Origin of the sequence: Oliverpabstia sp., from assembly GCF_022785585.1 — a bacterium.
GTDB lineage: Bacteria > Bacillota > Clostridia > Lachnospirales > Lachnospiraceae > Oliverpabstia > Oliverpabstia intestinalis.
This window is the reverse complement of the sequence record NZ_JALFPR010000092.1, coordinates 24,541-45,420: the sequence shown is the minus strand read 5'-3', so window position 1 is coordinate 45,420 and position 20,880 is coordinate 24,541. Positions and strand designations below refer to the sequence as shown.

General features: G+C 44.5%; 18 protein-coding genes and 1 pseudogene. 1 reads left to right on the top strand and 18 read right to left on the bottom strand.

Annotation, left to right across the window (positions count from 1 at the left end):
* The coding region (locus MSA64_RS12010; RefSeq protein ID WP_334302750.1) for a DUF6783 domain-containing protein at positions 1-99 on the bottom strand (99 nt) is incomplete at its 3' end.
* Between MSA64_RS12010 and MSA64_RS12005 the strand changes: the two are divergent.
* A pseudogene (locus MSA64_RS12005) lies at positions 61-237 on the top strand (DUF6783 domain-containing protein); the annotation flags it as partial. The gene MSA64_RS12010 and the pseudogene MSA64_RS12005 sit on opposite strands and share 39 nt — an antisense overlap.
* Here the strand turns inward: MSA64_RS12005 and MSA64_RS06570 are convergent.
* The 17 genes from MSA64_RS06570 to rny all read right to left on the bottom strand — a co-directional run bounded on the left by MSA64_RS06570 (position 176) and on the right by rny (position 20,747).
* The gene (locus tag MSA64_RS06570; RefSeq protein WP_287891059.1) at positions 176-2,005 is read right to left on the bottom strand and encodes an ABC-F family ATP-binding cassette domain-containing protein; all 1,830 of its coding nucleotides are present in this window, start codon (positions 2,003-2,005) and stop codon (positions 176-178) included. The pseudogene MSA64_RS12005 and the gene MSA64_RS06570 overlap by 62 nt on opposite strands.
* 395 nt (positions 2,006-2,400) lie before the next feature.
* On the bottom strand, positions 2,401-3,813 hold the full coding sequence (locus MSA64_RS06565; RefSeq protein WP_154431925.1) for an oxaloacetate decarboxylase subunit alpha: 1,413 nt from the start codon (positions 3,811-3,813) through the stop codon (positions 2,401-2,403).
* A gap of 80 nt (positions 3,814-3,893) precedes the next feature.
* A complete protein-coding gene (locus MSA64_RS06560; RefSeq protein ID WP_117523449.1) occupies positions 3,894-5,048 on the bottom strand; it encodes a sodium ion-translocating decarboxylase subunit beta in 1,155 nt (384 codons plus the stop codon).
* Between the two features lie 73 nt (positions 5,049-5,121).
* A complete protein-coding gene (locus tag MSA64_RS06555; protein ID WP_106492287.1) occupies positions 5,122-5,490 on the bottom strand; it encodes a biotin/lipoyl-containing protein in 369 nt (122 codons plus the stop codon).
* Between the two features lie 18 nt (positions 5,491-5,508).
* A complete protein-coding gene (locus MSA64_RS06550) occupies positions 5,509-6,270 on the bottom strand; it encodes an OadG family protein (RefSeq protein ID WP_287891056.1) in 762 nt (253 codons plus the stop codon).
* Positions 6,271-6,284: 14 nt separating this feature from the next.
* On the bottom strand, positions 6,285-7,721 hold the full coding sequence (locus MSA64_RS06545) for an acyl-CoA carboxylase subunit beta (RefSeq protein WP_287891054.1): 1,437 nt from the start codon (positions 7,719-7,721) through the stop codon (positions 6,285-6,287).
* Positions 7,722-7,839: 118 nt separating this feature from the next.
* Entirely contained in the window at positions 7,840-9,063 is a 1,224-nt protein-coding gene (locus tag MSA64_RS06540) for a 6-phosphofructokinase (protein ID WP_154431929.1), read from the bottom strand.
* A gap of 121 nt (positions 9,064-9,184) precedes the next feature.
* Complete coding sequence (locus MSA64_RS06535) at positions 9,185-11,023, bottom strand: ABC transporter ATP-binding protein (RefSeq protein ID WP_154431931.1); 1,839 nt, start codon at positions 11,021-11,023, stop codon at positions 9,185-9,187.
* Positions 11,016-13,178 (bottom strand): ABC transporter ATP-binding protein, encoded by a 2,163-nt coding sequence (locus MSA64_RS06530; protein WP_287891052.1) that lies wholly within the window; start codon positions 13,176-13,178, stop codon positions 11,016-11,018. The genes MSA64_RS06535 and MSA64_RS06530 overlap by 8 nt, the downstream gene beginning before the upstream one ends.
* Positions 13,179-13,230: 52 nt before the next feature.
* Positions 13,231-13,689, bottom strand: coding sequence for a MarR family winged helix-turn-helix transcriptional regulator (locus MSA64_RS06525; RefSeq protein ID WP_154431935.1), 459 nt, complete (start codon positions 13,687-13,689; stop codon positions 13,231-13,233).
* A gap of 193 nt (positions 13,690-13,882) precedes the next feature.
* Entirely contained in the window at positions 13,883-14,851 is a 969-nt protein-coding gene (locus MSA64_RS06520) for a YARHG domain-containing protein (protein ID WP_277663316.1), read from the bottom strand.
* 114 nt (positions 14,852-14,965) lie between these two features.
* A complete protein-coding gene (locus MSA64_RS06515) occupies positions 14,966-15,529 on the bottom strand; it encodes a glycerol-3-phosphate responsive antiterminator (protein WP_154431939.1) in 564 nt (187 codons plus the stop codon).
* 14 nt (positions 15,530-15,543) lie between these two features.
* Positions 15,544-16,746, bottom strand: coding sequence for a D-alanyl-D-alanine carboxypeptidase family protein (locus MSA64_RS06510; protein ID WP_287891049.1), 1,203 nt, complete (start codon positions 16,744-16,746; stop codon positions 15,544-15,546).
* An 83-nt stretch (positions 16,747-16,829) separates the two neighbouring features.
* Positions 16,830-17,393 carry an SMC-Scp complex subunit ScpB gene (gene scpB / locus MSA64_RS06505; RefSeq protein WP_022172196.1) on the bottom strand — a complete coding sequence of 188 codons (564 nt, stop codon included), beginning with the start codon at positions 17,391-17,393 and terminating at the stop codon, positions 16,830-16,832.
* A complete protein-coding gene (locus MSA64_RS06500) occupies positions 17,368-18,153 on the bottom strand; it encodes a segregation and condensation protein A (protein ID WP_287891048.1) in 786 nt (261 codons plus the stop codon). Before MSA64_RS06500 ends, scpB begins: the two co-directional genes overlap by 26 nt.
* A gap of 40 nt (positions 18,154-18,193) precedes the next feature.
* Entirely contained in the window at positions 18,194-19,015 is an 822-nt protein-coding gene (locus MSA64_RS06495) for a metallophosphoesterase (RefSeq protein WP_154431944.1), read from the bottom strand.
* A 166-nt stretch (positions 19,016-19,181) separates the two neighbouring features.
* Positions 19,182-20,747, bottom strand: a complete 1,566-nt coding sequence (gene rny / locus MSA64_RS06490; RefSeq protein WP_154431946.1) for a ribonuclease Y — start codon at positions 20,745-20,747, stop codon at positions 19,182-19,184.
* Positions 20,748-20,880 lie beyond the last annotated feature (133 nt).

The following is a 20,880-nucleotide window of genomic DNA, read 5'->3' as shown; positions in this document are numbered from 1 at the left end:
AAAAAGACTTTTCGTGAGTTGCGAGTCCCAATTTGTGGGAGATTTTATCCGAATGAGGGCGGCGTAGCGGGCTACGGCAACCGAATGAGGGTAAAATATACCGCAAAGTGGGGCTTGCAGATTGCGGAAATGATTTTTCAGACACGCTCTAGAGCGTGTCAAGGCACATTCTTTGTTACTTTACAGAAAAGTAGTTTCCACTTTTCTGCGCTTCAATCTGTTCCGCCAGATCGTTGAGATACACCCAGCGATCCATTTTTTCTTCCAGTTGTGCTTCCGCAGCTTCTTTTTCCCGCATAATTTCTGCCAGTTTTCCGGAATTCGTCGCATTTTTTACCATATCGTCGTTCAGCTTTTCGATTTTCTCCTCTAACACTGCTATATCATCGTCTATGGTCTCATACTCTCTCTGTTCTTTATAAGTAAACTTCAATTTGGTCGGTCGGTTCTGCTTCCAGTCCTTTCCGGTAGATCTTTCTTTCTTCTCTTTTTCTCCACCCGGCACACTGGATATCGCTCCCGTCTCTCCGAATCTTCGCTCTTTCGCTTCCCGATAGTCCGTATAACCGCCCTCGTACTGACGCAGTGTTCCGTTTCCGTCAAATTCAAAGATGCGATCCACTATATTATCCAGAAAATACCTGTCATGAGAAACCGTGATTACAATACCGGAAAATGCATTCAGATAATCTTCCAGAATCGTAACCGTCGGGATATCCACATCATTCGACGGCTCATCAAGAATCAGTACATTTGCCCCGCTGACCAGCACGGACAGCAGATACAGCCGCCGCTTTTCTCCACCGGAGAGTTTGGAAATCGGAGTGTACTGCATATCAGGCGTGAACAGGAACCGCTCCAGCATCTGCGACGCACTGATTCTGCCGTCTCTTGTCTGCACATACTCTCCTATCTCTTTCACATAATCGATCACTCGTTGATTACTGTCTTTGATTGGCAGTTCTTCCTGTGCCAGGTATCCGATCTTGATCGTCTCTCCTACTTCCACATGACCTTCATCCGGCTGTTCAAGTCCTGCCATAATCTTTAACAGGGTAGATTTTCCACAACCATTCGGACCGACGATTCCGAGACGCTGATTTCGAAGAACAGTATATGTAAAATCCTTCAAAAGCAACTGATCACCATATCGTTTGGTCACATTATACAACTCAATTGTCTTCTTACCCATCCGGGTTTCTACAGAATCCATCTCCACAACCGCATCACTGATTGGTGTTTTTCCCTGTTTTAAGGCTTCCAGTCGATCCAGTCTTGCTCTCTGTTTCGTGCTTCTGGCACGGCATCCGCGTTTCGCCCATTCCAGTTCCATCCGAAGGATGCTCTGACGCTTCCGCTCACTGGCAAGTTCCATCTCTTCTCTCTCCGCCTTTAACTCCAGGAACCGAGAGTAATTGGAATCATACCCATACATATTCCCTCGGCTGATCTCCAGAATCCGATTAGACACTTTATCCAGAAAATACCGGTCATGCGTAACCATCACCAGCACTCCTTTATATCCTTTCAGATATTCTTCCAGCCAGTTGATCATCCCTTCATCCAGGTGGTTTGTAGGCTCGTCCAACAGTAACACATCAAAATCCCCCGCCAGCACCTTCGCCAGCGCAAGCTTTCTCCTCTGTCCTCCCGAGAGATTCTCCACCTCCTGCTCCGACACTTCGATTCCAAGCTTCGTCATATTACTCTGCACCAACCAGTCCTTATCTCCATTCCCGCTTAGCACATACGAAGCCACCGTAGCCCCCTTCGGAAAATGCGGACTCTGTGGCAGATAAGCAATCTTCAATCCATTCTGCCGAATAATCTGTCCCTGATCCGGTTCCTCCTCCCCTGCGATCATCCGCAACACTGTAGACTTGCCGGTACCATTAATCCCCACAATACCAATCTTATCCCCCTGCTGAATCCCAAACGAAGCATCCTCAAAAATAACCTTCTCACCAAAAATCTTACTGATATGCTCAATATTAATAATATTCATTCAAAACTCCTCATCAATCCTAAAATCATAACAGCACTATCTTACCATCTTTTCTCCCACTTTTTCAAGAGTCCCGGCTCTTCTTTTCTAGTGTCTGCCAAAACACAGCTAGGACACGGGACTCCAAGGTCGGCAAACACTTTGTGGGCGTTTAGGGCAAGCTTTAAGATCCGACGCTTACGCAGGCTTTCGCGAGGGTCAGCCGGCCCTCGTGAACGATAGCCGAAGTTAGCGGCTAGCTTAAAGTTGCCCTGCCCACGTTTGCCGACCTTGGAGTCCCGTGTCCTGGCGTCCCCTTTGCCAATACAAAAAAAGAAGCCCCACAAGACCTCTGATAAACTCAAAAATCTTGTGAGACTTTCTTCTATTTTTCTAAAAAGGAATCCTACCCAATCTTAAACCGGATAAGCCCCATTCTTACTATCCGCTACAGTAGCATCAACCTTAGTCTGCTGAGCCTCTCTATATTTAAAGAAGTCAGTAGCAACCTGTGGGAACAGAGCGTAAGACAGAACGTCCTCGTCCTGCTCAGACCACTGAGCCATCTCGCCACGCAGAGTATCCAGTTCGTCCGGGATCAGATCTGCAGGACGGCAGGTAATCGGTTCTTTATCGCCGATACATTTCTTCTGAACCTCTTTATTGAACGGTTTAACAGTCTTTCCATATTCACCGGAAAGAACAGCCTTAGTCTCTTTTGTAACCATTTTGTATCTTTCGCCCATCAGCACGTTAAATACAGCCTGTGTACCAACAATCTGAGAAGACGGAGTAACCAGAGGCGGCTCACCCAGGTCTTTTCTTACTCTCGGAACTTCTTCCAGAACATCGTAGAACTTATCTTCTGCATTCTGTTCTTTCAGCTGAGATGTCAGGTTAGACAGCATACCACCCGGTACCTGATACAGCAGAGTTTTGATATTAACACCCAGGTTCTTCGGATTCAGCAGACCGCTGTCCAGAGCCTCGTCACGGATCGGGCGGAAGTAGTCAGCGATTTCAGCCAGAAGTTTCTGATCCAGACCTGAATCATATGGAGTACCCTTGAAGGTTTCTACCATAACCTCTGTAGCCGGCTGAGAAGTACCCAGCGCAAATGGAGAGATTGCAGTATCGATCACATCAACACCAGCCTCAACAGCTTTCATATAAGTCATGGAAGCCACACCGGAAGTATAATGTGTATGCAGCTGAATCGGGATCTTAACAGTCTCTTTCAAAGCTTTTACCAGTTCTGTTGCTTTATAAGGAAGCAGCAGACCAGCCATATCTTTGATACAGATAGAATCCGCACCCATCTCTTCGATCTCTTTTGCAATGCTTGTCCAGTATTCCAGAGTATAAGCATCACCCAGTGTGTAAGACAGTGCAACCTGTGCATGACCTTTTTCTTTGTTTGCTGCTTTTACTGCTGTCTGCAGGTTTCTCATATCATTCAGACAGTCAAAGATACGGATGATATCAATACCGTTTGCGATAGATTTCTGTACAAAATATTCTACTACATCATCTGCATATGGACGATATCCCAGGATGTTCTGTCCACGGAACAGCATCTGCAGTTTTGTGTTTTTGAATCCGTCACGGAATTTACGAAGTCTTTCCCATGGATCTTCCTTCAGGAAACGCAGGGAAGCATCAAATGTTGCACCGCCCCAGCACTCTACAGAATGATAACCTACTTTATCCATAGTATCTACGATCGGCAGCATCTGCTCTGTTGTCATTCTTGTTGCAATCAGAGACTGATGTGCATCACGCAGAATTGTTTCAGTAATTTTAATTGGTTTTTTAGCAATATCTGTCATAGTCTTATCCTTTCTTTCTATTATACCCGACTGCGGACATGGCAGCCCGCATCGGGATCTGTGGCTTTTGTATTACCGTATTATACTCCGAATACAGCCATGAAAGTTCCGGCCGCTACTGCGGTACCGATAACACCTGCTACGTTAGGTCCCATAGCATGCATCAGAAGGAAATTGGTCGGATCTGCTTCTGCACCGACTTTCTGGGATACACGGGCTGCCATAGGAACGGCAGATACACCGGCAGATCCGATCAGAGGATTGATCTTTCCACCGGACAATTTGCACATGATCTTACCAAAGAGAACACCACCGGCTGTACCAACACAGAATGCAACCAGACCCAGAAGAACGATCTTCAGAGTATCTACGTTCAGGAATGCTTCTGCGCTTGTAGATGCACCTACGGAAGTACCCAGCAGGATAACTACGATGTACATCAGCGCGTTGGAAGCTGTCTCTGTCAGCTGTTTTACAACACCACTCTCTTTGAACAGGTTACCAAGCATCAGCATACCTACCAGAGGAGCAGTTGTAGGAAGGATCATACAAACTACGATTGTGATAACGATCGGGAATAAGATCTTCTCCAGTTTGGATACCGGACGAAGCTGTTCCATCTTGATCTTTCTTTCTTTTTCAGTTGTCAGAAGTTTCATGATTGGCGGCTGAATGATCGGAACCAGGGACATATAAGAATATGCTGCCACGGCGATCGGTCCCATCAGTTCTGTCTGGCCCAGTTTACCTGCCAGGAAGATAGAGGTCGGACCATCAGCTCCACCAATGATAGAGATTGCTGCTGCTGCTTTTCCGTTGAATCCCAGGAAAATAGCCAGGAAGTACGCGCTGTAGATACCCAGCTGTGCTGCAGCACCAAGAATAAAACTCTTCGGGTTGGCGATCAGCGGACCAAAGTCTGTCATCGCACCAACGCCCATGAAGATCAGGGACGGTAGGATACTCCACTCATCCAGGATGAAGAAGTAATGCAGAAGACCACCGGCATGTTCGATACCCATAGCATCTACGTAAGGATCTGCCATAATATCCGGATAGATGTTAACCAGCAGCATACCGAATGCGATCGGCACCAGCAGCAGTGGCTCAAATCCGTGTTTGATTGCCAGATACAGGAATACCAGCGCAACCAGGATCATAACATAGTTGCCCCAATCCAGGTTCATGAACGCAGTCTGTTCCCATAAGTTTGACAATGTATTCATTATACTCATGTTTTTAACCTCCCGTTGTTGAATTCAGCAAGTCGTCGCTGTTTGGGAATTTACATTGTCTGCAAATTCAGTCTTAGTTTAAGGATGCCAGAGTAGCACCAGCTTCAACTGCATCACCAACAGCAACGTCAATGCTTGCAACGGTTCCGTCCTGCGGAGCAACAACCGGGATTTCCATCTTCATTGCTTCCAGGATGATCACTGGATCACCGGCTTTTACAGCCTGTCCAACGCTTGCTTCTACTTTAAATACTTTTCCGGCTGCTCCGGCTGTGACTTTTACAGAACCAGCGGAAGCTGCAGGTGCTGCTGCCTTCGGAGCTGCTGCAGGTGCTGCCTTCGGAGCTGCAACAGGAGCTGCTGCAGGTGCACCGCTTGTCTGTCCTTCTTCAACAGTTACATTGTATACATTGCCATTAACAGTAATAGTATAGTTTTTCATGTGATATTCCTCCTATGCTCAGGCTCTCTGCCATTTACTTCTGTTTACTTTTTTAATGGAACGAACCACAAAGCTGTCTGTGGATGTGTTCTCAGATGCAGCGATTGCTGCGGAAATAACTGCTACCAGTTCCAGATCATCTGTCAGGTCTTCCTCTACAGGTGCTGCAACAGGTGCTGCCGGTGCAGGTGCTGCTTTTGGTGCTGTTTCTTTCTGTCCGATTTTTCCAATATATTTGAATAAGGAAATAACAAAGATCAGGAAGATCAGAACCACGAATACGCAGCCGACACCCATAATGGTATTGACAGCGGCACCGCTTAATTTCATTCCGGTAGTTTCAACTTCGGAAATAGTCATATAAGCAGGAACCATCTGGTCATAATCACTGCTGTAGTTGAATACAACTTTGATTTCTGCATCACCTTTGTCAAATTTTGCCGGAATATCAACAGTTACCTGTCCTTCTTCACGGTCAATATCTGTTGTCGGGGTTCCCATTTCCTCATATTTACCAAGTTCGTTTTCCTGGTCCATCCATGCTGATACTGCAAGTCTGGTAAATGTGTCTCTGTTTGCAGTCATCTGATTCAGAGTTTCATCATCGAAACCTGCAAGAGATTCTACTGCACTCTGAGATACCTCTGCACAGTTTGTTACCATATCATCGGTAATCTGCTGATAAGCAGCTGTTTCTTCTTTTTTACCGCAGGCAGTCAGAGAAAATGCACAGATTGTAACCAGCATCAGACTGGCAATTTTTTTCCATCTCTGCTTCATTTATGCTCACCTCATTATACTGTTCCGTGTTTTTTGCTTGGACGATCCTCTCTCTTTGTATAAAGCATCTCGAAAGCACCGATCACATATTTTCTTGTATCCTCAGCTTCGATAATAGTATCTACATATCCTCTTCTTGCTGCGGATTCCACGCTGGACTGCAGGGTTGCATATTCAGCAGCTTTCTCATTGATCGTAGCTGCATCAGAATCTGCGTACATGATCTTTGCTGCCAGTTTTGCATCCATCATTCCGATCTCAGCGTTTGGCCATGCATAAACCATATCTGCTCCGATAGATTTGCTGTTCATAGCCAGGTAAGCGCTTCCGTAAGCTTTTCCTACGATCACGTTTACTTTCGGTACAGTAGCATCTGCGAATGTATAAGTCAGTTCTGCAACTGCTTTTGCCATGTTTGCCTCAGAGCATTTTGTTGCTTTGAATCCGGTAACGTTTGTCAGTGTCAGAACAGGAATGTTGAAAGCATCACAGAATTTTACAAAATCTGCTGCTTTTCTCGCTCCTCTTGCAGATAATACTGCATCCATGGACTCTGTCAGGTTACCTTCTTCATCATAGATCTCTGTTCTGTTTGCAACAGCACCTACAGTGGAACCGTTCAGCTTGATAAATCCACAAACCATATCTTTTGCATAGTCTGCTTTTACTTCAAAGAATACGTTGTTATCGCTGATCTGGGACAGTGCGATAGACGTATCTCCTGCACAGTTTGCCAGATCTTTGCATACTCTGTTCAGATCATCTGTGCATTCTTCATAAGACATATCATCTTCGTTGTTTGCAGGAAGCATAGTTACCAGCGCACGGATCTGTGCCAGGACATCTTCTTCGCTTCCTTTGAAATCTACCAGACCTGCTTCTTTTGCCTGATATGCAGCTGTGGAAGTGTCACATTTGGAGATTTCATTTCCTTTGATGGCGTTTGGAGAATTGACAAATAATTTTGCTTTTTTCTCTTCCATCAGAGTAAAGTCGGTCAGTGCCGGAATCATAGCCATTCCGCCTCCACAGGTTCCGAAGATACCTGTGATCTGTGGAATCACACCGCTTGCTTTTGTCTGCTGCATGTAGATCTCACCGAAACCGTTCAGTGCATCGGTTGCTTCCTGCAGACGCATACCTGCGCAATCGATCAGACCGATCACAGGTGCACCTGTCTTCATTGCGAAATCATACAGTCTTGCAATTTTCTTTGCATGCATCTCACCAACAGTTCCGTTCAGTACGGTAGCATCCTGGCTGTATACATACACCAGACTGCCGTCGATCACACCATATCCGGTGATAACACCATCTGACGGGGTTTCTTTTGCAGATAAGTTGAAATCTGTACTTCTTGCAGTAATCTGTCCACCGATTTCAACAAAACTGTTTGCATCAAGCAAAGAGGCTATCCTTGTGCTTGCTGCGCTTTGTGCTGTATTGCTCATACTTCAGCCCTCCATTTTTATAAAAAATTTAAGTGAAAACAAAATTTCAGCCGATTATAATTTTACTATTTTTTGTTTTTTTTTTCAATAACTTTTTGACAAAAGCTTTCAGAAAAACTTAATAAAGGTACAAATGTTTCGGAATTCCGTTTTCGTAGATTATTTCTGTCTCACCATGGATCAACGGTTTTAAATATTCCATCATCTTTTCTGTCACATCATTTCCTGCCTCATTAATATAATCGTCCGGAACTTTTTTCTCCTGGTTAGACACTTCACAGACCGGAACTGCAGTATAGCGTACCTGATATGGATGACTGCCGAGTCTCTCCACCGAAGCCATCAGTCCGCTTTTTCCCTGCAACGCACAGCGGCAGGCTGTCATACCTAGCATCTTCGACTCCTGGATATCTGTTTTACTCGCAATATGGGAGGCGCATCGCTGCATCAGATTCAGTTCGATGGATCTTACTTTGCAGCCAATCTCTCTTCTCACAATGTCTTCCAATACCCGGGCACTTCCTGCGATATAACTGTGTCCAAAATTATCCACGGCCCCGCTTTGTACCTGCTCGGAGATATAAACACCATTTTTATCCTTGATTCCTTCACTGATCGCTACCAGTACGCTGTCCTGCTGTTCCAGTTTTTTCTTCACATCGTCAAGAAAACTTTCCACTGAAAAAGCCGGCTCACAAAGATAAATCAGGCTCGGACCCGCTGCACCGTTATTTCTTGCCAGTGCAGATGCTGCTGTCAGCCATCCTGCATTTCTTCCCATTACTTCCACGATGGTAACAGCCTTGGTATCGTATACATGACAGTCTCTTTCAAGTTCTGAAAATGTAGTTGCTATATATTTTGCTGCAGAACCAAATCCCGGGCAGTGATCCGTTCCCACCAGATCGTTATCGATGGTCTTCGGTGCTCCCATAACATGAATATCTTCAATTTTGTATTCTTTACAGTATGCCGCCAGTTTATCTACTGTATCCATGGAATCATTTCCACCTGCATAAATAAAATACATAATTTCATGTTTGCGGAAAATCCGGATGATTTCCTGAAACTGGCTGTCGTCTTCCGCCGGATTTTTCAGTTTTACCCTGCAGGAACCCAATGCTGCTGCCGGTGTCTGACAAAGAATCTCCAGTTCATCCTCACCGGGTACTTTCTCGCTCAGATTAACAAACCGTTCTTCCAGAACACCTTTGATGCCGTTTACCGCACCGTAGATCGTATCAACCTGATCGGATGCATGCGCTTCCATGATCACTCCTGCGATCGTCGCATTGATTGCTGATGTGGGTCCTCCGGACTGTGCTACTAAAAGATTTCTCATTGATTTCCTCCTTAACAATGCATAAAGAAAGGGATGTTCTTTGTGTCATCGCAACATCCCCTTTTTTTCTTACCTGTGATTTTCTGCTGAAAACCTCATGGTCAGTCTGTACTCATAGATTTTATCCTACCTTCTCAAACTGACTATTATATAGATTAGCATAAAATCCGTTCATTGCCAAGAGTTCTTCATGATTTCCCTGTTCTATTATATCTCCGTCTTTCATCACAAGAATCACATCTGCATCTTTAATTGTCGATAACCGGTGAGCGATCACAAAACTGGTTCGTCCTTTCATCAGGTTATCCATTGCTTTCTGAATCCTCTCTTCGGTTCTGGTATCTACCGAAGAAGTTGCTTCATCAAGGATCAGCAGCCGGTTATCTGCAAGAATCGCTCTCGCGATCGTCAGAAGCTGCTTTTGTCCCTGTGATACATTGCTGGCTTCTTCATTTAACACGGTGTTGTATCCTTCCGGCAGTGTCTGGATAAACCGGTGTGCGTGTGCTGCTTTCGCCGCTGCGATCACTTCTTCATCGGTGGCATCCAGTCTTCCGTAACGAATGTTTTCCATGATCGTACCGTTAAACAGCCAGGTGTCCTGCAGCACCATACCGAAACACTCTCTCAGATTTCTCCGGTCAAATTCCCTGATATCGTGTCCGTCGATCAGTATCCTTCCACTGTTGACATCATAGAAACGCATCAGCAGTTTCACCAGCGTGGTTTTTCCGGCACCGGTCGGTCCAACGATGGCGATTTTCTGTCCCGGCTGTACCTGTTCAGAAAAATCTTTGATAATGATCTGATCAGGCCGGTAGCCAAAGCTTACATGTTCAAAGGTTACGTGTCCTTCCACACCATTTTCCAGTGTCACCGGATGTTCCACCGTCTGTTCTTCTTCCTCTTCTTCCAGGAATTCAAAGACACGCTCGGAAGCTGCGGCTGCGGACTGCATCATGTTGGTAACCTGTGCGATCTGCTGTACCGGCTGGGTAAAGTTTCGGATGTACTGGAAGAAAGACTGAATATCACCGACTTCAATAGCTCCTTTGATAGTCATAAAGCCACCGAGAAGAGCTACCATTACGTATCCGATATTACCTACAAACTGCATAATCGGCATCATCATGCCGGAGAAAAACTGTGATTTCCAGCCGGATTCATATAACTTTTTATTCGTCTCCTCGAAAGTGGCCATCACAGCATCTTCCTTATTAAACGCTTTTACAATATTTTGTCCGGCATATACTTCTTCCACCTGCCCATTCACATCACCCAGATATTTCTGTTGCTGCCGGAAGTATTTTTGTGACCGTTTCATCACCTTGCTGATAATAAACATCGAGCAGGGCAGAATCAGCAGTGCACATAAAGTCATCCATACATTAATGCTAAGCATCATGATAAATACACCAATCAACGTTGTAACGGAAGTAATCAGCTGTGTAATACTCTGATTCAACCCCTGCTGCAGGGTATCCACATCGTTGGTAATTCTGGAGAGCACCTCTCCATATGTCCGGCTTTCATAATATTTCATCGGCAGTCTGTTCATTTTTCCGGAAATATCTTTCCGCAGAGAATAACTGACATCGTTGGAGATTCCCGTCATGATAAATCCCTGCACAAAGGAAAAGGCTGCACTGCACAGATACAGGCCCAGTGTCCACAACAGAATCTTTCCGATTTTATCAAAATCAATCCCTCCTGTTCCGTTGACCTTTGCCACCAGACCGTTAAACAGCTCCGTGGTCGCTTTACCAAGAATCTTTGGTCCCACAATATTAAATACCGTACCGACAATGGCGAAAATCATCATGCCAATCAGACGAATCTTATATTTGCTCATATAACGCAGCAATTTTTTTACTGCTCCGGAGAAATCTTTTGCCTTTTCTCCGCTCATTCTTCCCCGTCCCATAGGTTCTCGGGAGGGACGTCTGCTATTTTCACTCATAATCCAGTTCCTCCTGTGACAGCTGTGAACGTGCAATCTGCTGATATACCTCGCAGGACTGCAGAAGTTCTTTGTGTGTTCCCATACCGACAACTTTACCCTCATCCAGTACCAGAATCCGGTCAGCATGAAGAATCGTGCTGATACGCTGTGCAACGATCAGGGTTGTGGCTTCTTCGGTTTCTTCTTTTAATGCTTTTCGAAGTGCCGCATCTGTCTTAAAGTCCAACGCAGAAAAACTGTCATCAAAAATATAGATTTCCGGCTGTTTTGCAATGGCTCTTGCAATCGACAGCCTCTGTTTCTGACCACCGGACACATTGCTTCCTCCCTGTGCGATCGGGCTTTCCATACCTTCTTCTTTCTGCTCGATAAACTCTGTTGCCTGAGCAATGGCTGCTGCCTTCTCCAGTTCTTCTCTGGTCGCATTCTCTCTTCCATAACGAAGATTAGAATCGATGGTGCCGGAAAACAGCACACCTTTTTGCGGTACGTAACCGATCCGTTCCCGCAGATCTCCCAGTTTCATCTGCCGGATATCCACGCCGTCCACCCGGACACTTCCTTTGGTCACATCAAAGAAACGCGGAATCAGATTCACCAGAGTACTTTTACCACTTCCGGTACTTCCGATAAAGGCAACGGTTTCTCCTTTCCTTGCTTCAAAGGTAATATCGGACAGCACTTCTTCTTCCGCTCCCGGATAAGCAAAGCTTACATGATCGAAGACTACCGTTCCTTTCTCCTTTTCTTCCGGTTTTACACAGTTTTCAGGATCTTCAATAGAAAGTGGTGTATCCAGAACTTCCAGGATACGATTGGCAGCCACACCTGCACGGGGCAGCATAATAGACATCATCGTGATCATCAGGAACGACATGATAATCTGCATCGCATACTGGATAAATGCCATCATATCACCCACCTGCATATTACCGGCATCGATACTGTGTGCACCGGTATAAATAATCAGTACACTGATCCCGTTCATGATCAGCATCATCAGCGGCATCATAAAAGTCATCGTACGATTGACAAACAGGTTGGTCTTCGTCAGTCTCTGATTTGCTTCTTCGAACCGTTCTTCTTCATGTTTTTCCCGGCTGAACGCACGGATCACCGGGATACCGGTCAGGATCTCACGGCTGACCAGGTTCAGACGGTCGATCAGATCCTGCAGCTTTTTAAACTTCGGCATAGCAACTCCGAAGAGGACTGCTACCAGAATCAGAATCGCTGCTACTGCGATGCCCAGGATCCATGTCATTGATGCATCTGTGTGCAACACTTTCAGAACACCGCCAATACCAAGGATCGGCGCATATAAAACGATACGAAACAACATGGTATATACCATCTGTACCTGCTGGATATCATTTGTACTTCTGGTGATCAAAGATGCAGTGGAAAAGTTATCCATCTCCTGACTTGAAAAAGATAATACCTTTCTATACACCTTATTTCTCAGATCATGACCAAGTTTCGCCGCGATCCTGCTGGAAAAGAACGTTACACAGACAGAAGCGATCATGATCAGTGCTGCCAGAAGCAACATCTTAATTCCGGACCACAGCACATACTGCATCTGAATCTTGTCCAGATCTTCGCCCATTTCCTGATACTCATTTTTCAGATACCGGATGGCTCCCTGGGTTACGACAGATTCCGGCATACCATCCAGTTTTTCTGTCATTTGTTCCATTATCTGCCTTCTCGCCTCATCCGGAAGCTGTGCGATTGCCTCCGGCACATCCGCACCGTTCGGAAGCTGCATCTTCTCTGCCAGAGTATTCTGTGTACCTGGCTGCTGCAGACTGCTTACTGCCAGCATCGACTTTCCGAATATAGTATTCAGAGAATCTCTTTCTTCTTCTTTCAGTTTTTTATGGGTATATACCCCATCTTTCAACGTATAATATTCTTTGACCTCTTGCTGCTGATCACTGTCCATGAATAAAAACAGCTGATCCATGGAGCTTTCCCGGATCTGATCCGGCACACTGTCGGGAATACCACCCTGCTGTACACCCACATTGATAATATCCGAAGTGTACGATGGCAACGCCAGATCACAGAATGCCTGTCCGAACAGCAGTGCAAAAATTAGTACGATATAACGATAAGAACCTTTCAGTTCCCTAAACATTCGTAACATACCTATTCTTCTCCTTCTTTAAAATATCCATAACTGTTCGCTATATTCACAGTTACAGGTAATCCTTAATCTCAGTACTTCCCGGCATTTTTTCCATATTCTCATGCATCTGAAGGATCTGTTTTTTCAGATGATCTACCTCTTCCGGAGTCATTCCCTGAAGCATCACACTACCCACTTCTTTTCGGATCTTTTCCACTTCCCGGTGAATTTCTTTTCCGGAATCCGTCAGGTAGATTCTCTGGATCCGCTTATCCTTCGCATCAGCCACCCGGTAAATCAGAGCTGCTTTTTCCATTCGCTGCAGGGACACCGTCACCGTAGACGGTTTGATACACAGACGGCTGCAGATTTCTCTCTGGCTGAGTCCCTCCTGCCGATAAAGAATATCCAGCATCGGCATCTGCCCCGGGTGCAGATTCACATGTGAAAGCTGATGAAATATCTTTGTCGCATACACATGGAGCAATTTTATCATCAGAAAATCTACGGAATGTTCTTTTTCACTCATTCGATTTCTTCCTTTCTTATTAGTTAGTCAGCTAATGTTTCGTCGACCAACTAATAATATCACTTATTTTGCAGGATGCAAGAGTTTTTATAGTTTTTTTATATTTTTTTCTGACAATAAAAGAAAAAACTCCTGAAACAGATGACCACACACCGTGTGTTTCTGTTTCAGGAGTTTCCTGTTTTTATTTCTGTTACTGATTCAGATTATGTGCTTTCTCATAAGCTGTGATCAGTTTCAGATTTTCAATTTCAATTGCATTCAGATATGAATTATCAAACTGATCTGCTGATACACTTGGCGTATACCAGCTTTTGGATGCAAAATAATCTGCCAGATCATCCGACTTGAAAATTCTTCCGTGACGGGCATAAATCTCGTTTCTTGCGATACGGATCTGCCATTCGGAAAGACCGGTCAGATCTGTGTTGGTAAGATAACGGGTACTGCTGTCCGGTATCACGTAATCGCTGTTTTCGGTGTCACTTGCAGTTTCTGCATCATTGACTTCCGCTTCCTTATGCTGTTCCTGAACCGCAGCTTCCTGAGTCGGTTCCGGCGTGACCTGCTGTGTCGGTGCTGCAGTCGTTTCTGCTTCCTGCGCCGGTGATGTTTCCTGGGTTGGCTCCGGTGTGGCTGTCACTTCGGGGGTTACCGTCTCCGGTTCTTTCACTGTTTCATCCGCAACTGACGCATCCTCACTCTCTTCTGTATCTTTTTCATCTCTGTCCTGAATCTTCTGCATATCTTCTTTCATCTGTTCATTCAGCTGCGGCACTTTTTTCGTATCTCCGCTTCCTGCACCTACCAGCTTTACAACACCAAATACGATAGCTACCACCAGAACAACGATAATAATTCCAAGAATAGCAAAAGTGATCTTCTCTTTTTTTTCTTCTCTTTCCCACTCTTCCTCATCCTCGTCATCATCGTCTTCCTGATGTTGCTCCATCTGATAACCATATCCCATTCCTTCTGTCATACGATTATCATATTCAGGTTCCGGCTTTTTCTTTTTGATGCGGGGCACTTTCTCTTCCTGTTTTTTATAAGAATCCTCATTTGCAGTCTCCTGCATCGGTTTCTCTTCTACCAGATGTCCACATGCCCCACAGAAACGATCCCCGTCCTCCAGACGGTTTCCACAATATTTACAAAACATACTGTTTCCTCCATAATCTGTGTTGCTGTTTTCTCTTCTTACAGCATTCTCTCGTATGGAAAAATTATATAACGAACTTTCCGAAAACACAACAGGCAAAAACTGTCTATCTTCTTACATTTTCCATACATTTTTGTCTGTGGTGGAAATTGCTACGGCACCGGCCTTCAGTGCAGCCACAATATCTTCTTTTTCGCTGATGAGTCCACCAGCGATCACCTGACATCTTACACTCTTTTTTATTTTTTCGATTACTCGCGGCATCAGCCCAGGAAGAATCTCGATCACATCCGGACGATACCCTGCTGTCTGTTTCTGAATATTATCATATGCCATGGAATCAATTACAAAAAAACGAAGCACAGTGAACATCCCCAGTTCTTTTGCACACTTTATAAGAGCTGGTTTCGTGGTAATGATACCATCGGCACGGGTATATGTCTTCAAAAATTCCACTGCTGCATCTTTTCCGCTTAATCCCTGAATCAGATCAATATGTACCACAGCGATTTTTCCCTGATCTTTGATCCTTTTTACGATCTCACCGATCGTACATACCGTTCCATATAGAACAAATACCATACCTACATCCATATTCAGGCACTCTTCCAGTCCTTTCTCGTCTTTTACTGCCGCAATCACCGGACAGTCTTCCAGTTCTTCCATTATTTTTCTCATATTTTTCCTTCCTGTCAGGCACAGTAAGCTGCCCCTATCTGTTCCAGACACCAGTAATAATCTCTCACATCCACCTGTTCACCTGCATATATCGGATATTCCTGCAGCAGCTCCTTGCCAAGAAAATACTGCGCCACTCCAATCTGTTGTCCCTTTCGGACCGGAGCTTCCAGCTGTGGCGGCAATTGATAGTGAACTGTGATTTGTTCATCTTTCCGTAACAGCAAAGACAGATGCATCTGTTCTACATCGGATCCGTATTCCAGACTGGTCGTTGCCACTTCATCGATGGTCGTCCCCTGTTGCCGGCCATTCAGCACTGCGATCCGACCAAGCTCTTTCTGTTCAAACACATCCCGATATTCATAATTGGTCAGCCCATATGTCATGAGTTTTCTGGTATCTTCCCACTTATATCCACGGTTATTCGGCCATCCGCATGCAAGCAGCGATACAATCAGAGTTTTTCCCTCCCATTGTAAAGCACCCACATAACAATATCCTGCATTTCCTGTAAATCCGGTTTTTCCCGTCAATGCTCCATCCATCATTCCAAGAAACGCATTATGATTGGTGCATTGATAAATCTGCGTCTTACTATAATTCCAGAATGTATAGGCAGGCATCTGCGTAATTGCAAGAAATTCCGCTTTTTTCGGAGACTCCATGATGCAGTATCGAAGAATTCTTGCCAGATCTTTTGCCGTTGTACTGTGGATCCCATTTTTATTCTCGGCATCCAGACCGTTCGGTGTAATAAAATATGTATCATCGCAGCCGAGTTCTCTTGCTTTCAGATTCATTTTTTCTGCAAATCCTTCTACTGATCCACCCACCTGCTCTGCAATCATTACAGCAGCATCATTATCTGAATTCAGCATCAGCGCATACAAAAGATCCTGCAGGTAAAACTGTTCTCCTGTTTTTGCACCCATATGTACTTTCGGCTGACTCGCTGCGTAGGCAGATACTGTAACCAGATCATCCATCCGTCCGTCTTCCAGTGCAAGAATACAGGTCATAATCTTTGTAGTACTTGCCATCGGAAGTTTCTGTTCACTGTTTTTAGAATACAAAACACGCCCGGAGTCTGCATCCATCAGACATGCCGAACGCGCATAAAGTTCTGATTCACTCAGCTGCATGCCATATCCTGTCATCGGTGTTCCCACCAGCGTCATAAGCAGTAGCAACAATCCCAGCTTTATTTTTCCCATATAGTATCCTCCCGTTTTTTATCACAGTTTTCCAAAGATACTATATGCATTTTTCTTTCTTTTAGAACCGGTTTTTCTCTTTATTACAGATCCAGCTGCAGCTGAATCTCTTCTTCCGCCTCTGCCTTAAAATCTTCCATTTTCACCGGACTGATCGTTGGCAGATCCTCTGTCGACTGTACTCCAAAATTCCTCAAAAATTCTTCCGTTGTCCCAAAAAGAATAGGACGTCCCGGGGCATCCAGTCGTCCAAGTTCCTGAACCAGATTATATTCCACCAGCTTATTGATCGCATGGTCACATTTTACACCACGGATTTTTTCAATTTCCTGTTTCGTTACCGGTTGTTTATATGCGATAATTGAAAGTGTCTCCAGCATTACATCCGTCAGTACTGCTTTCTTTGGCTGCAATGCAATCTCCACCAGATATTCATAATACTCCTGTTTGGTACACAGCTGAAATGCTCCATCCAACTCCAGGATCTTGATTCCACGGTCTCTGGCATTATATTTCAGCATCATATTCCGGATAATTTTTTCCGTTGTAGTTTTATCCTGTCCGATTGCTTTCGCGATTCTTCCGGTTTCCACCGAATCGCCTGCGGAAAATAAAATCGCCTCAATCGCTGCTTCCAGTTTCTCCATCTGCCTGCTGCTCCTCGTATATTAAAGATGTAATCTGAATATCATCAAATAAATGTTCCTGCTCTATGGTAATCACGCCGGTTTTCATCAATTCCAGGATAGCAAGAAAAGTAACGATCACCTGGATCTTACCGGACTGTCGTTCCAGAAGCCCACGGAAAGAAAAATAATGATGTGTTCCGGCATATAATTCCAGATCACTCATTTTGTCTTCCAGACTGACTTCTTCTTTCTCAATCTTTCCAAATTTGGTTCGAATCGGATCTACCTTGTTTTCCTGACGTTTAATGATAGAATTGAAGATATTCTGAAGCTTGGCCAGTGTCAGATCTCCGATCAGTTCCCGGATATCCACCGGTGGCTGATAATCCAGTACTTCTTTTGGCATACTCTCCGCCCGATATACACAGCGGGAAGCATCTGCCATACGATCTCTTAACTCATAGGACATATATTTAAACATCTTATATTCCAGCAGCTGCTGCACCAGTTCTTCACGGGGATCCTTTTCTTCTCCTTCTTCAGTTACTTCTTTGGGAAGAAGCATTTTACACTTGATATCCAGAAGAGTTGCTGCCATGACCATAAACTCACTCATGATATTCAGGTTTTCTTCCTGCATCTGCCGGATATATTCCATATACTGTTCTGTGATCTCCACGATCGGGATATCATATATATCGATCTTATTCTTTTCGATGAGATGCAAAAGCAGATCCAATGGACCCTCAAATGCTTCCAGTTTTACCGGTATTCCCATGTTTCTTCCTCTTTTTTCTTCTCACTCTATACCTGAATTTTTATTTTACAGGCATTTTCTCATTTTGTAAAGCAGAGATTCGAACGATAGTCAGTTCTCTGGGGTTATGGATTCTTACCGGGATCGTATGTTCTCCCAGACCTGCACTGACAATAACTGCACATCCGTTTTTCTGATGCATCCCTCCGCATTCACCCGGAAAGATCCGAAAATCAGGTGCGATTGCTCCCCGCTTTTTCCCAAGCATCATAACTCCTCCGTGATAATGCCCGGAAAATGTCATCGATGCTCCCCAGGAAAGATACTCTTTTTTATAGCGTGGATTATGTGCCAGAAGAATCGTCAGCCGATCCGTATCCGGAGTTCCAAAGTGCTTCTTCAGCTCTTTTACCATACCATCCTTTCGAAATCCCTTATCATAAAACTGCTCCTCCGGTTCAAGGCCATAGACAGTGATCGGTATTCCCTTTTTTTTCAGCTGCACTTTTTGATTACGCAACCGTATCAGCGACAGCTCTTTCAACGCTGTCTCATAGTTTTTCCCGATCTCCCCGTAAATCTCCGGATGTTCTGAAATACGTTGTTCATGATTCCCACTGGCATAAAATACCGGATAATTATCAGACAATCTTTTCAGAAATGCAAACGCTTTCGACGTGTCACATCCTTTTTTACCCACTATCACATCACCACCAACCAACACCAGATCCGGCTCCTGTTCCTTGAGAAGATGAAAAATCCTCTCCCCATCCTCACCCATAACCTGATCATGAAGGTCCGTCAGAAAAGCAATCGTCAGTTCCTGTTTTCCTTTGATACAGGATGATGGGAGCTGATACTCCCGCACTATCGTTTTCTTCATTTTTTATTCCTCATCTGGTAATTATTGTTCCGTTTCTCACCTGGTACATTGTCTTCAAATAACTGTACCAGAGATTTGTTGTCCGTACTAAAAAATCCCCGGTCTAAAACTTTCGTTTTACACCGGGGTGTTGTTGACTTTTCTCGTCGGCCGGATGCCACAAAAATTATTTTGCGTAATCTACAACACGACTTTCACGGATTACACTGACTTTGATCTGTCCAGGATATTCTAGTTCAGCTTCAATCTGCTTGGAAATATCTCTTGCCAGCAATACCATGTCAGAATCGTTGACATGATCTGGCAATACCATAATTCGAACCTCGCGGCCTGCCTGAATCGCATAGGATTTGTCTACTCCCTTGAAGGAGTTTGTAATATCTTCTAACTGTTTCAATCTGTTGGTATATGTTTCCAATGTCTCTCTTCTCGCACCCGGGCGGGCAGCTGAGATTGCATCTGCAGCCTGTACAATTCCGGCAATCAATGATTCCGGCTCTACATCACCGTGGTGAGCTTCTACTGCATTGATGACAATTGGGGATTCTTTATACTTTCTACATAAGTCAACACCGATCTGAATATGGGATCCTTCCACTTCATGATCGATGGATTTTCCTATATCATGTAATAAGCCGGCACGTTTTGCCAGACGGATGTCCGTACCGACTTCTGCCGCCAGAAGGCCTGACAGCTGTGCAACTTCGATAGAATGCTTTAATGCGTTCTGTCCATAACTGGAACGGAATTTCATACGTCCAAGAAGACGAATCAGTTCCGGATGGATACCGTGAACACCTACTTCCAGAGCAGCGTTCTCCCCCTCTTCCCGAATCATGGTTTCTACTTCTTTCTGTGCTTTCTCCACCATTTCTTCAATACGAGCCGGATGAATACGACCATCCACAATCAGTTTTTCAAGAGCAATTCTTGCCACTTCACGGCGGATTGGATCAAATCCTGATAAAACAACAGCCTCTGGTGTATCGTCAATGATCAGATCTACACCGGTCAGTGTTTCCAGTGTACGGATATTTCTTCCTTCACGACCGATGATTCTTCCTTTCATCTCATCGCTTGGAAGCTGTACAACGGAGATGGTAGATTCTGCCACATGGTCAACCGCACATTTCTGAATGGCTGTTACCACATATTCTTTTGCTTTCTTTGCAGCATCTTCTTTTGCTTTGCTTTCCAGTTCTTTGTAAAGTTTTGCAGTATCAATTTTCACTTCATCTTCAACAGATTTTAAAAGATAATCCTTTGCCTGTTCGGAGGTCAGTCCTGAGATTCTCTCAAGTTCCTGTACTCCCTGGTCATGTAATTCGTCAACCTTTTTCTCTTTCTTCTTTAACTCTGTCTCTTTTGCTGAATACTCTGCTTCCCGTCTTTCCATCGCATCCGCCTTACGATCCACAGATTCTTCTTTTGCCAGCACACGCTTTTCATACTTTTGCAGCTCGCTGCGTCTCTCTCTGGTCTCTTTTTCCAGTTCATTCTTGGTTTTCAGAGATTCTTCTTTGGCTTCCAGAAGAGCTTCGCGTTTCTTAGTTTCCGCCGTTTTCAGGGCTTCATCTATGATGTTTCTTGCTTTTTCTTCCGCAGTGCCAATCTTTTCTGCATCCTGCTTTACTTTCTTGGCAACGGCAAGCTTACAAGCCACAGGAACCGCTATTACCAGCGCAATGACTACAGCAATAATTGGAATTAATATATTGATTCCGTTTGCCATAGGAGCACCTCCTTATTTAGTTTTCATTGTACGTTTACAACAGTATAATTCTATAATGATTTCACAAATTTGTCAACGGATTACCTGTTTTTTGTAGATATAGTTACCGTTCATATTACTGCTCACTGATAAT